Raw genomic sequence first — 13,714 nt, forward strand, 5'->3', positions numbered from 1 at the left:
AATTTATAGGCAATTCAACAGTAAATCGGTTAATCACACCGTGTATTGAGCCCAGGGACCCCATCAAACCACCGGGTTCCTGATGAACTGCTGTAATGATTCACCGTCATTAAGAGTAGACTCTGTTATAATCATTGACCTCTTCTGTACCATGGCACATGCCAAGAGCTTGATTTGACTTCACCTACTCTCTCCGCAACAACGCCTTCCCGCTTTAGTGATCTCTCTTTGCCTGACTCCCTCATCAATAACCTGGACAGTCTGGGCTATAAGGAAATGACACCTATTCAGCAGCAAAGTCTGCCTGAGCTTCTTGAAGGCAAAGATGTCATTGCCAAAGCCAAAACCGGCAGTGGTAAAACAGCTGCGTTTGCCATTGGCCTGATAGTGAAGCTGAAACAGCGGGATTTTGGATGTCAGGCACTGGTGATGTGCCCAACCCGGGAACTGGCAACTCAGGTTGCCCAGGAAATTCGACGGCTGGTTCGATACCAGCAGAATATAAAGGTCGTCACGCTGTGTGGTGGCCAGCCTATCGGCCCACAAATTGGCTCACTGGAACATGGCGCCCATGTGGTTGTCGGTACGCCGGGGCGTATCCAGGATCATTTGCGGAAAAAGACCTTATCAATCGCCCGAGTAAATACGCTGGTGCTTGATGAAGCCGACCGCATGTTGGACATGGGTTTTATTGATGCTATTGAAAATATCATTGATCACTTGCCAGAACAGCGACAAACCCTGCTCTTCTCAGCCACTTACCCAAAGGGTATCCGGGATTTAAGCGAACGCTTTCAACAGCAGCCTGTTGAAGTGACTGTTGAGAGCACCCATAGCCATGAGCACATTGAGCAGCGCTTCTATCACGCAGAAAACGCTGACAAGCCCGCCATGCTGATCAGGCTGCTCAAGCACTACCAGCCTGAATCCAGCGTCATTTTCTGTAACACCAAGCAAATCTGTAAAGAGGTGGGCACTGAGCTCTATGAAGCTGGCTACAAGCCCGTGGTACTGCATGGGGATATGGAGCAGAAAGAGCGTGACCAGATGCTGGTTCGCTTTGCCAATCAAAGCTCAAACCTGCTGATTGCCACCGATGTTGCAGCCCGGGGACTGGATATTGAAAACCTGGCAGCAGTGATCAATTACGACCTGAGCCGGGATCCTGAGGTGCACGTTCACCGGGTTGGCCGCACTGGAAGGGCTGGTAAAAAAGGCCTGGCTCTCAGCCTTCATACCCAGCGGGAACAGTACAAACTGGATAATATCAGCGATTACCTCAAGGCTCCCCTGGTATTTGGTGATCCTAAAGCGCTCACTGGTACCCAACAGCCAGTCCCAGCCCCCATGGTAACAATCGCCATTGATGGTGGCCGAAAGCACAAAGTCCGCCCAGGCGATATCCTCGGCGCCCTGACCGGCGAAGCAGGAATTCCCGGAGACCAGGTTGGTAAGATCAATATCTTTGACTTTGTGGCCTATGTTGCCGTTAAACGTGAAAGTGCTCGATCTGCACTGAACAGGCTGGAAAAAGGGAAGATCAAGGGGAGAAAATTCAAGGTTCGACGATTATAACCTTCATAAGCAAGCCATCATTGACGGCTCCCTGCCAAAGCCTGATCGGAACTAAATCAGGCTTTTTTTGTCGAACGGAGGTATGACACTAACCACTAAATACATAACAAGGAAGTAATTGAAATGACTAATCCTGCACAAGTACCTGGCGCTATTCCTGCTCAGGCTGTTGGCTCAAACCAACCGCCAGCTCCACGCACTGGAGCGAGAAATCCTGAGAATGGCTCAACTTCTCCTACATTTATCGGACACCCGGTATCCTTACCGCAGGATAACGTCCCTCCTGGTGGATCGCACAATCACTTGGATGGTTTGCATGCTCCAGGGCAGGTTCCAGGACACGGTTGGACTGACAACGTAAGCAGTGTAAATCCGACGGTGACAACCAAAGGCTCCCCTGAACTTCCTGAGACTGAAGACTCCAAGAAAGTAGATGAAGATTTTAAAAACCTGAATGATCAGGAATTGCTGAAACGGGGCGATAAACAACTGGAAGAAGCTAAAAAAGCATATACAACATACGGTCAAAATAGCCTTGCGCACAATGCCCGAAAAGCCCTGGAGCCATTTATTGAGTGTGCCAATAATGCCAAAGCACACTTTCCTATTGCCGGTGTAGATTGGTTTAAGAGTTCAGAAAAGCTTATTGAGTCTTTAAAAAAACTCGAGCTTCCCCAAGGTACTCCAGATGACTTCGCTGTTACCATCCAATTTCCTGGAGAAGAAGTTATCTCACTTATCCCCCCAGGTAATGGACTCAAAACCAAAAATCCCACTCAGGTATATGAGTGTTACGTCCACGCCTTTGGGGTAATGGATAAAAAGGTCACTGAGTTTAACAATGGAAATGATAACGCCCTCGCTCAGGCTGAAGCCAGGTTTAATGATGTTTTTGCTACGCTGAGGGCTATCAGGGAAGAGATTGATAAAAGAAAGCTCAAGTCATCAGGAAGCCAGCTTGAATACGACTTTCAAAAGTTTAGAGACAATGGGATCACTATCAATGCCGTTGCCGATGGAAGGGAGTTTGCATTCTATGAAAACAAATTCCTGCACAAGGCACCTGAAGCCCCCTCAAAGCCAGAGGAAACCTCGGCCCCAGATTCAACGGCAAAACCAGAAGAAACAGAAGCTCCAGCTTCAACTGATGGGGAAACAGAAACATCAAGCACTTCCCCCGCTTCTGTTGAGGAAAATGTTAAAACCCCAGAATCTAGCCCGGTGATTCCCAAAAGCAAACTGTAGTTTTTCTGCCATTCCCAAGAGAAACTCTCAGACATAGAATGAAGCCGATTGAGTTTAATAAAGATATAGCCTTTGTCATGGAACATGACAAAGGCTGCTGAAAGATCAATATCCACAGCTCACAAACTTGCTTCACCTTGAAATACGATACAGTGACAACTTTTCAAAAGTACTCAAAACAGCCGACTATTCCTTATCAGTATCCCCCACATCTTTTGATGTTGTGTCTGTAGATTCAGGCCCCACGAGGTTCTTTTCCTGAGAAGAAACATCAGACTTTACTCCACTCATCTCCTTTGGTTTATCGGTCATTGCCGGTTTTGTCTTTGAGGCTGATGCAGAACTCTTCTTGGTGGTTCCTGTCTGAGGAGGAATGGTGGACTTCACATTACTTAAATCAACGGGCTTGTTGGCTACTTTAGCTTTCGGGGCTGACCCAGCGCTCCTCTTGGTGGTTCTTGTCTGAGGAGGAATGGTTGACTTCACATTACTTAAATCAACAGGCTTGTTGGCTACTTTCGGTTTCGGGGCTGACCCAGCGCTCCTCTTGGTGGTTCCTGTCTGAGGAGGAATTGTTGACTTCACATTACTTAAATCAACAGGCTTGTTGGCTACTTTCGTTTTCGGGGCTGACCCAGCGCTCCTCTTGGTGGTTCTTGTCTGAGGAGGAATGGTGGACTTCACATGACTAACATCAACGGGCTTGTTGGCTATTTTAGCTTTCGGGGCTGACCCAGCGCTCCTCTTGGTGGTTCCTGTCTGAGGGGGAATGGTTGACTTCACATTACTTAAATCAACGGGCTTGTTGGCTACTTTCGCTTTTGGGGCTGACGCAGAACTTCTCTTGGTGGTTCCTGTCTGAGGGGGAATGGTTGACTTCACATTACTTAAATCAACAGGCTTGTTGACTACTTTGGGTTTCGGGGCTGGTGCAGCAGTGCTCTTGGCAGCTCTGGTCTGAGGAGGAATGGTGGGCTTCACACGACTTACATCAACGGGATTGTTGGCTACTTTAGTTTTCGGGGCTGGCGCAGCACTCTTCCTGGCAGCTCTGGTCTGTGGAGGAATGGTTGACTTCACATGACTCACATCAACGGGCTTGTTGGCTACTTTAGTTTTCGGGGCTGGCGCAGCATTGTTCTTTGTGGCTCTGGTCTGAGGAGGAATGGTGGACTTCACATGACTCACATCAACGGGCTTGTTGACTACTTTGGGTTTCGGGGCTGGCGCAGCACTGCTCTTGGCAGCTCTGGTCTGAGGAGGAATAGTTGACTTCACATGACTCACATCAACGGGCTTGTTGACTACTTTGGGCTTCGGGGCTGGCGCAGCACTGCTTTTGGCAGCTCTGGTCTGAGGAGGAATGGTGGACTTCACATGACTCACATCAACGGGCTGGTTGGTTACTTTAGGTTTCGGGTTCAAGGCTGGTGAGGTACGAGTTGCACTTGCTGGGATCGAGTCAATCTCAGGTCTTAGTGTCTGTGTTGTACTCGGCTCATCTTCATCCGCAGAGAAATAATCGGAGTCGTTTGATACCGAACCATCCGGAGGTTCTGGACTATCCGCAGTAATTTCAGCTCCTTCTGAAACACTGCTCTGAGAAAAGCCCCCCCTATCACCTGAGTGCTGCAAAGCTGTTTCACCCCGTTCAGAACCATCAGGCCCAGCAGCTTTCAATGAGTCTTCCAAATGTTCATCCAATGAAACTCCGGTTTTATCACTGGATAACTGGCCATTTTCACTAGAAACCTTGTCTGGCACATCAAGCTTATCCCCGTCAGTCACACTTACCAGTGAGGGGCTACCCCCCTCTGTATCCATACTGACCAGAGAAGGTACTGCATCTTCAGTAACAAAAGCAGATGGCAAAACAGAGTCCTTCTGAGCCTCTGGCTCGGTAAATAACTCAGCAACTCCATCAAACTCACTGTAATCACCCTCGACTGATGTTTTCTCCGCCAATTTCACGTCTGTCTGGCCAGACTGAGTATCAGTATCACTTTGATCAACCCCACCTGTGGATAGACTTCTGTCAACTGGTACTTCAACTCCGATCGTCGCGTACAACTCAGGTTCATCCAAGGAGTCTATATCACCAGTAACTGAGGAGTTGATGGAAATATCCTGGTCAGCCAGAGCAGAGCCTATCGGATCATTAGCAATTAATTCAGGCGCATCATCAGGCTCAGCAGCTTTTAATGAGTCTTCCAAATGCTCATCCAATGAAACTCCGCTTTTTTCACTGGATAACTGGCCGTTTTCATTAGAAATCTTGTCTGGCGCATCAAGCTTATCCCCGTCAAGCACACTTACCAGTGAGGGGCTACCCCCCTCTGTATCCATACTGACCAGAGAAGGTACTGCATCTTCAGTAACAAAAGCAGATGTCAAAACAGAGTCCTTCTGAACCTCTGGCTCGGTAAATAACTCAGCAACTCCATCAAGCTCACTGAAATCATCCTCGACTGATGTTTTCTCCGCCAATTTCACGTCTGTCTGACCAGGCTGAGTATCGGTATCACTTTGATCCGCTCCATCAGTGGATAAACCGCTACCAATGGGTGCTTCAACTCCAGACGTACTGCTTATACTGACATCTGTATCCTGACTGTCTAATGCTGTGCTTTCGCCAGAGGTCTCTGAACCGGCAAACAATTCAGCGACACCATCAAGCTCACTGTAATCCTCACCACTATCAGTGGTTTGCTCAGTATTATCTGTTGGCTGGGTACCTTTGGGCTGTGGATTCGTGACTAATGTAGAGTCTGTTTTTTCATCAGGGCTCTTCACTTTATCAGGGTTCTCGAACGTCACTTCCACATCCAGACCATCCAAGGGGTCTATATCATCACCAGTATCTGTCGAGTTGATGGAGATCCCCTGATCAGGCGGGACATTGTCTGCAGGATCCAGTGTTGTTGGTCCGGGCGTTACAGGCCTGTTATTGCCCGGCTCCACCTCAGTGTGTGCCTTAGAAGACTGGTCTGTTGTGCCCGTATGCCCTGGTCCAGTCAGAGGACTTCCCAGGATCTGTTGTTGAGCTATCGGGCCACCATCAATATGTGTGGCTTTGACGGAACCATCCTCGACTCTGCTGCGAACATTGATGGTGAGCAGGCATTGTCGATTCTCAAGTCTGGCGAAGTCATTAGCACCAGAGGCCTCTTCCCCGATTTGTTGATCAATGCCCGAGACCTGTTGTTTCAGGCTTGTGAGTTCCCGGTCATTAGTGTCCTGATCGAAGGATGCAAAGTTTTCATCGTGGTGCTTTTCAAGAATAGCTACAGCTTTCTCCATTAGCTCCCCCAGGTTTGGCTGGTTTACCAACGCATCTCCAGGTGGGATCAGGTTGAACTTTTCTCCATTTCTCAGTGTAATTTTGACGTTCAGGGCGGGCGGAAAGTCAGTATTTTTTAGAGCCTTGAGAGCCTCCTCCGGGCTATCGTTCTGAGCCTTTTTCAATTCCGCTACAGACTGTTTCAACCCACTCAGCGAGACAGTTACCGCCTTATTCTCATTGCTTTTCTTAAGCAGCTCATCAGCCTGTTTGAGCAGCTGGCCTTGCGTTTCCTTTAGTTCTTTCTGGTTAGGTTTAATCGAGGAAAGCGTCTGACCAGTAACATGTTGGACATCCCGATCACAGACCGCTTTACTATCGATAGCAGTACCCGCATGGTCAGTACTATTGGCCTCTTGCTGGCTGACTTTGGTTTCCACATGTGGCAAGACCTCAACCTGCCGATGCGCAGATTTGGCAACAGGAGACTGAGACTGAGAAGGCAGTGTTGGAGCCGAAGCATGATTGACAGAACCGGGATCAATGCCACCAGGAGGCATGCTGAAAAGAGGATATCTGAGAGGGTTGTGCATGATGAATGACTGGCCAATAGCATTGCAATTACTATCGGCATTGGGCAGTCATTGCTTTCAGTAATAATAGCCAGTTAATCAGATTTGCTAAGCAGGGAGTACAGTTTTCGAAACTTAAGAAAACGGTAACCCCCACCGATCGCATAAAACGCCCAGTATTGTACGTCCTGAACAGCCTCGAAGAGAAACATCCGCTGGCTGCAGAACATATTCACAGGGTTCTTTTTTTATCCCATATGCAATGGCAACTCCAGTGTAACCGTCAGTCCCTGCAGACTGTTTTTTAGGCAGATCTCTCCACCATGATTACGGACGATATTTCGGGCAATGGCCATACCCAGACCAATTCCACCGGTATCCCGGTTCCTTGAACCTTCCAGACGGAAAAAGGGCTCAAACACCTGTTCCATCTTATCTTCAGGTATGCCCGACCCATGATCCTGAATCACCACAGCCACCAAATGCTGACCGGCCTTGTCAAACAGCTTAAGGCTTACATCAACACGCTGACCATATTTAACGCCATTCTCAATCAGGTTCCTCAGCGCCCGCTTCAGGCTCACTGGGCGGCAGCGAATAATAATCTCGCTGGTTTCCTGAAAACTCACCTCCTGCCCAAGTTCTGCCAGGTCGTCACACAGGCTGCCGGTCATGGCATTCAGGTCAACCTGTCGAGTCACTTCGTTGTCCGATGCCTGGCGCATAAAGGCCAGCGTGGCCTCTGACATCTGCTGCATCTCCTCCAGAGTGGCCAGAAGCTGATCACGGTCTTTGCTTTCCGGCATCAATTCAACCCGAAGTCGCATGCTGGTGATAGGGGTTCGGAGATCATGGGAGAGCGCCGCCAGCATGCGGGTTCGATCCGACACAAATCGCTGCAGGCGATCATTCATCTGATTAAATGCCCGAATGGTTTCCTTCAGATCGGCAGGACCTTTCTCAGGCAACGGCTCTACCTGCTCCCCTACCCCCAAACGGGTAGAAGCTTTTGCAAGCATCCGCAGGGGCCGGGTAATACGCCTGACCATCACCGCAAGGGCAGCCAGAACCAGTACCATTGCTGTAACAAGGAAAATAACGGTCTGTTTTGCCGCCAGTGGCGGGGCTGCAGGTGCCGTTGCCTTCAGATTCAGCCAGTAGCCGTTCAGCATATGCACTGAGACCTGGAGGCTGGTGACCACTGGTGGCCTCCAGCCTTCCCGGTAATAACGGCGGTCGCCATCATGCCGGGAGTCAGTCGTCGGGCGGTGCTGATGCCATGGCTTCTGACAACGGTCTCCATCACTGCAGTATTTGGTAGATTTCCAATGCTCCGAATCATCGCTCTTGAAGGCCGGGCTTTTGGAAACAACACTTTTTATCAAGCCCTCATCACGAGAGTGATCCACTTTAACCAGTATGCGCCCCTTGTATTGATTCCCCATCAAGTGCAACAAACGCTGCATCAGGCGTTTATCACGGGCGTTCATCTCTCTGTTGGCCAGCTCACTGCGATCATCAACGGTAAACCAGGTGTTTTTGGTTCGCGCTGCAGCCAGAATGGCCGAGTAGTCACTGATTGGGTTGTTTTCCAGTAACCAGACCAGTGATTCTATCTGCTGAAATTGAGACTTCTGACTGATATCCGACAGAACAGTTCGGTAGGCATTCCCGAGAATGACAAAGCTGAAAATCTGGGCAATGACAAGAGCAACCAGAACGGCCAAGACCATCTGGGTCACCATACTTGACCAAAAACGTTTAAATATCCCCTGCCTGCCTATCGCCTTAGGTTTAGCGTCCAGATCCAATGAGTCCTTCATACCGCTTTTGATTCTTCTGTAAACATGTATCCCCCACCCCAGACGGTTTTAATCAATGTTGGATTTTTCGGGTCTTTCTCAACCTTCTTCCTCAACCGGCTGATCTGGTTATCAATGCTCCGGTCAAATGGCAGAGCTTCACGCCCTTTAGTCATATCCATCAATTGATCCCGGCTCAGTACCTGCCGTGAATGTTCCAGAAAAACCTTTAACAAACGAAACTCAGCAGCGCTCAGATCCACCAGCAAGCCATCCTCCCGGGTCAGCTGGTGCTGATGAACATCCAGGCTCCAGCCCTTAAACGTCAATGCTGAATGATCACTGGCAGCAGGTTCCTTAGCTGAGACATGCTCCAGACGACGCAGAACGGCCTTGATTCGTGCCAGTAACTCTCTTGGGCTGAACGGTTTGGTGACGTAGTCATCGGCTCCCATCTCCAGCCCGACAATGGTATCGGCTTCCTCACTCATGGCGGTCAGCATGATCACTGGCGGACCATCATGTTCCTGAAGATATCGACATAATGTCAGTCCGTCTTCTCCCGGCATCATGATATCCAGAACCACAAGATCAATGGCTTCCCGCTCAAGAACCCCACGCATGGCCTCCCCGCCATCGGCCAGAGAAACAAGATAGCCATGCTGATCCAGGTAGCGCCCTAACAGATCGCGAATGTCATCGTGGTCATCAACCACAAGAATGTGTTTTTTCATGGCGTTCCACACTGTTCAGATTGCCGGTCAAAATATTATAAAGCTTTAGTACTGCTGCTTTGGATAGGCTGCGAACAATTGATACAAATTGAGACAAACTCCCATGGCTTCGGGATATTTCTGAGAAATTCATGGTTTTTAATGAGTCCATCGAAACCCGAAATGATTACCAGGGTTTCACCAAACCAACGTGGAACCCCATTGAGGACAAAAGCCATGAAAAAGACAACATTGATTGCCACCGCCCTGGTTACTGTATTTACTGCTTCTTCAGCCTTTGCCTGGTGGGGTGACAATGACAGAGGTGATGGCAGACACTGCATGGAAGGCAATCGCTCAGGCCAGTTCATGAAAGGAGAACATGGCAAGCGTGGCATGATGGGCAAAAACTTCAAAGAGCACATGAACCGCGAGTTCTCTGCGAATGAAATCAGAACCCTTAATGAAGCCCGACTGATCATGCAGGGTAACCCCAACGTTAAAGTGGGCAAAGTCACCTCGACAAAAGACGGTTATAACGTAACCATCGTGACCAAAGACAACTCACTGGTAAAAGAGATGGTACTGGCCAAAAATGGTATGCCACTGGAACGTTACAACATGATCAAGGAACGGATCGAAGCCAAAGAGAAGAAGTAAACCGTCAACTGTTTATCCTGAGCCTGTCATCATCACAGCGGCACGAAGACACAAAGAAAAGCTACTCAGTAACAAGCACTTCTCTGTGACTTTGTGCCTTTGTGGTACAAAGACGAGGTCTTTATCTGCAAATCGCTATGCCCCTCTACAGCTGATTTTTATAAATCCTGCCGTCTTTCATAATGAGTTTCAGGTGCTTCTCAGGCTGTTGCAGAACACCAGGATCATCCAGCGGATTTCCATCCACTATCAGCAGATCCGCCCGATAACCGTTTGCCAGCACACCGATCTGTCCAGACAGGTTAAAGAGCTCTGCTGCTTTCACTGTCGCCGACCGGATCAACTCATCTGGTGGAATGATTTCACCACGTATAGCGAACTCTTTTAACTGAGCGTCGTGCATACTACCCAGCAAATCGGTACCGAAGACAATGTTCACATCCGCCTGCCAGGCCGCCTCCAACGCCTGCAGGCCTGCATCCAGAACACTGTAGACCTTCTTCTGCAACGCTTCCGGCATTCCCGCTTCAACCCCTCTGAGCGCAAGCTGATCATAGGTTGATAGCGTGGGCACAAGAAAAGCGCCTTTCTTTTTCAGCAGTTCGATGCCATCAGACTCAATCAAATTGCCATGTTCAATAGAGCGGACTCCGGCCTCCAGGGCCCGCTTAATGGCACGGTTGGTATAGGCATGAGCCATCACATAGATATTGGCGGCTTCCGTCTCCTCAACAGCGGCCTGAATTTCATCTTCTGCAAACTGGGTACTGTCAATTCGATCCGTGGGTGATGCCACACCACCAGACACCATTAGCTTGATCTGATGGGCGCCCTTGCGGATTTCGTCCCTGCAGGCTTTGCGAACCTCGGCAACACCATCACAGACTTTGCCAAGCCCAGCACAGCAAAAGCAATGATCCGTCTGGTGATCACCGGGAAGGCGCATATCACCATGCCCTCCGGTCTGAGACAGTGCATGACCACAAAACAGCAGGCGGGGCCCTGTAAGCAGGCCTTCCTCGATGGCCTGTGCATAACCAAAATCGGCCCCACCGGCATCACGTACCGTGGTGAAACCGCGCATCAGCATCCCTTCCAGAATATGTTTTGCATGGGCTGCAACATAGGAGGGAGGCCAGTGGCGCAATGCCACAAAATCCGGAGTACCCGCAGTAATATGCACATGGGCATCACACAGCCCCGGCATGACTACCCGACCCGCCGCATCCAGTACCCTGTCAGCAGACTCATCGTGCAGGTCATCCCCAATAGCTTCTATGTAGCCATCCTTGATGCTAAGTGACTGTTTGGGCAGTAAAGTACCTTGGACAACATCCAGAACATGGGCATTGATGATTCGCAGGGTGGCCAAATGCACTTTCCTCTTTTGGGCTTATTATTAGGGCCTGTTGACATTTCGTTGCGAGCTCAGCGGATCAGGGCGTCCCTATGGCAAGGCGTGGCATTGCAGGAATACCCTAAAGGGCATAAAGGCCAGTTGCCTTTCAAAATGCCGCAACGAAGTCATAGGGCTGCCCTGATCCGCCCGAAGGGTGGCCCAGAAAAGCGCCATCTGCTTTGTCAGACTTGCTTGATGTAGAATAACTACACGCTGCGCAAGTCTTTCGCGCATATGACGCTTTTCTGGGCCACTGAGCATGCAACGAAACGTCAACAGACCCTAGCCTTCAAGTATAGGACAGAGCTTAAAAACTCATATGCAGGAAGGTTTATGGCAATATCGATAGCCTTCGCTGCTTCACCGTAACAGCCACCAGCTCCCTGAGCCACTGAAGCACCGACGCATCATTATCTTCCTTACGCCAGGCAACGTAGATATCAAAATCCGGCACGGGAACCGGGCAGGGAGACATGGTCAGCCCTTGGTCAGGACGACCCAGTGCTGCCAGAACCTTAGGCACCACACTGATCAGCGGCTGCTCCGGCAGAAGACGTAACAATGAGGTAAACCGTCCGCAGGTCACTCGAACTTTTCTTCGATCACCTCGTTGAGCCAGCAAGTCATCCACCACGCCTTTCACATTTCCCGTGTTATTAATAAGTGCATGGTCAACCGAGAGAAAGTCATCATAGGAGAGCGGTATATCCAGCTGAAGTCGTTCATTATCAAACAGGCAAACGTGTTTTTCGGTATAGAGCATATCAACAGCCAATTCATTCGGACCATCGCCAAGGCTGCCAATGGCCAAATCAAGTCGGCCATTACGAAACAGGGTAAACGCGCTGTCCCGATCCACCAGGATAAAACTGACGGTACAGTTTGGTGCGCTTTGTAATAAAGCCTGAACAATCACCTCAGCATACAGGGACTCGGCATAGTCGGTCAGTCCAATATTCAGGTGTCCATCAAAACTGGCTGGGTCAAACTCCTGAACCAGCAGCAGGTCATTCCGTACCTGATCCAGGATTTTTTTTACTTTAGGCGCTAACTCCCTTGCCCGCCGGGTCAGTTTCATCTGACTGCCCTGTCGCACCAGTAATTGATCATCAAACAGCTCTCTGAGTCGACTCAAATGATGGCTCATGGCAGGCTGACCGATAAACAAGCGTGCAGCAGCTCTGGTGACACTACGCTCTTCCATCAAAGCTTCAAGTGCAGTAAGCAGATTCAGGTCTATTTTTGACAGATTGATGTTGCAGTATCGGTTCATTTTTTAACCAGTTTCTTCCCAGCAATAACTCGGAAAGCCTACCATTAAAATTTCAGATACTAATCTTGCCATATAAGATAAATCTACTATCATCACCCATCATTAATGATAATCATTATCACTTTAGAATTAACAAGATGTTCATGATTAAGCCTCTGGCTCTAATACCATTTTCAATCGAGATAGTCTTGAAACAAGACTATCGCTTTTACGACTTAATCATATCTCGCTGTATCAGCTTATATTTATGGCTTAGGGATAAACTGTTGAAAAATATAACTGTGTAATAGCTTTAAACATTCCAATTTTGGGTTAACTGTTTTGCTTAAATCAAAAATTCTTTCTATATATGATGAACTATCAAAACTAGAATCTTACGAGCCATGCTGCTATGTCAATGAGCTTTTTAGTGACCTTGTTTCACTGGTTACTCATCAATACCCTGAAAATGAAATTAATGATGCTCTTGATGATAAAGATGTGCAATCAATAATTTTAAACCTGCACAAAATATGCGCTTTGGGTGAGTATTATCTTGAAAATCACTGGGCAGAAAAAATTGCAGAGTCAAGCACCCCTTCTGAAACTCTGGATATATTTCCATACAAACAGAATTACCTAAAACTATGCAACCTTGAATATCAAGCGTTAGTTTCAACCAAAGGAAAAAAACCAGAAAGCACAATCTTCCTCGGGGCAGGTCCATTGCCTTTGAGCGCGATAATATTTTCTTCCAGATACAATATAAACTGTACAGTTTTGGATAAATCGATAGAAGCCTGCAACCAGGCAAAAAAAACTTTAGATAAGTTAGATATTAACATCCGTGATGTCATATGCATGGACTCAAAAGAATATCAAGATTATAAAAACCATGACACAATTATTTTCGCCGCACTAAATGGGAGAGATCAGAAAGAAAAACTTGAAATAATTAAAAACATCAACAAGAACAATTACAACGGAATTATTCTATTCAGGTCATCCCATTCATTAAGAAAGCTTCTATATCCAGAGATTCGTATACCAGAAGATACAAAACTTAGAAAAGAAATTGAGATACACTCATGAGGGAATGTAATTTAAATTGTGTAAACGCTTGTCGTTAATACTCCAAAATGGAGAATAACAATGAGCGTTGAAATCAACGAAAAACTGGTAGATCAAATAGCCAGTCAGATTAAAACTCAGGATG

The 13,714-nt window shown here is 48.1% G+C and carries 9 protein-coding genes; 4 read left to right on the forward strand and 5 right to left on the reverse strand.

Annotated features, from left to right (window positions below):
- Nucleotides 1-174: 174 nt before the first annotated feature.
- Both dbpA and AK963_RS02580 read left to right on the forward strand, forming a co-directional pair.
- The gene (dbpA, locus tag AK963_RS02575; RefSeq protein ID WP_066013891.1) at nucleotides 175-1,575 is read left to right on the forward strand and encodes an ATP-dependent RNA helicase DbpA; all 1,401 of its coding nucleotides are present in this window, start codon (nucleotides 175-177) and stop codon (nucleotides 1,573-1,575) included.
- A 123-nt stretch (nucleotides 1,576-1,698) separates the two neighbouring features.
- A complete protein-coding gene (locus tag AK963_RS02580; RefSeq protein ID WP_066013892.1) occupies nucleotides 1,699-2,820 on the forward strand; it encodes a hypothetical protein in 1,122 nt (373 codons plus the stop codon).
- 186 nt (nucleotides 2,821-3,006) lie between these two features.
- On the opposite strand, the gene AK963_RS02585 is transcribed toward AK963_RS02580, so the two are convergent.
- The 3 genes from AK963_RS02585 to AK963_RS02595 all read right to left on the reverse strand — a co-directional run bounded on the left by AK963_RS02585 (nucleotide 3,007) and on the right by AK963_RS02595 (nucleotide 9,208).
- A complete protein-coding gene (locus AK963_RS02585; RefSeq protein WP_139117209.1) occupies nucleotides 3,007-6,693 on the reverse strand; it encodes a hypothetical protein in 3,687 nt (1,228 codons plus the stop codon).
- 227 nt (nucleotides 6,694-6,920) lie between these two features.
- On the reverse strand, nucleotides 6,921-8,495 hold the full coding sequence (locus AK963_RS02590; protein WP_066013896.1) for an ATP-binding protein: 1,575 nt from the start codon (nucleotides 8,493-8,495) through the stop codon (nucleotides 6,921-6,923).
- Complete coding sequence (locus AK963_RS02595) at nucleotides 8,492-9,208, reverse strand: response regulator (RefSeq protein ID WP_066013898.1); 717 nt, start codon at nucleotides 9,206-9,208, stop codon at nucleotides 8,492-8,494. The genes AK963_RS02590 and AK963_RS02595 overlap by 4 nt, the downstream gene beginning before the upstream one ends.
- Nucleotides 9,209-9,424: 216 nt before the next feature.
- On the opposite strand from AK963_RS02595, the gene AK963_RS02605 reads away from it, so the two are divergent.
- The gene (locus tag AK963_RS02605) at nucleotides 9,425-9,847 is read left to right on the forward strand and encodes a hypothetical protein (protein ID WP_066013905.1); all 423 of its coding nucleotides are present in this window, start codon (nucleotides 9,425-9,427) and stop codon (nucleotides 9,845-9,847) included.
- Nucleotides 9,848-9,992: 145 nt separating this feature from the next.
- Here AK963_RS02605 and AK963_RS02610 read toward each other — a convergent pair whose 3' ends face one another.
- Nucleotides 9,993-11,219 (reverse strand): metal-dependent hydrolase family protein, encoded by a 1,227-nt coding sequence (locus AK963_RS02610; RefSeq protein ID WP_066013907.1) that lies wholly within the window; start codon nucleotides 11,217-11,219, stop codon nucleotides 9,993-9,995.
- A gap of 358 nt (nucleotides 11,220-11,577) precedes the next feature.
- Nucleotides 11,578-12,519, reverse strand: a complete 942-nt coding sequence (locus AK963_RS02620) for a LysR substrate-binding domain-containing protein (protein WP_066013911.1) — start codon at nucleotides 12,517-12,519, stop codon at nucleotides 11,578-11,580.
- 321 nt (nucleotides 12,520-12,840) lie between these two features.
- Between AK963_RS02620 and AK963_RS02625 the strand changes: the two genes are divergently transcribed.
- Nucleotides 12,841-13,590 carry a nicotianamine synthase family protein gene (locus tag AK963_RS02625; RefSeq protein WP_066013913.1) on the forward strand — a complete coding sequence of 250 codons (750 nt, stop codon included), beginning with the start codon at nucleotides 12,841-12,843 and terminating at the stop codon, nucleotides 13,588-13,590.
- Nucleotides 13,591-13,714: the final 124 nt, after the last annotated feature.

This window comes from Endozoicomonas atrinae, assembly GCF_001647025.1.
Lineage (GTDB): Bacteria > Pseudomonadota > Gammaproteobacteria > Pseudomonadales > Endozoicomonadaceae > Endozoicomonas > Endozoicomonas atrinae.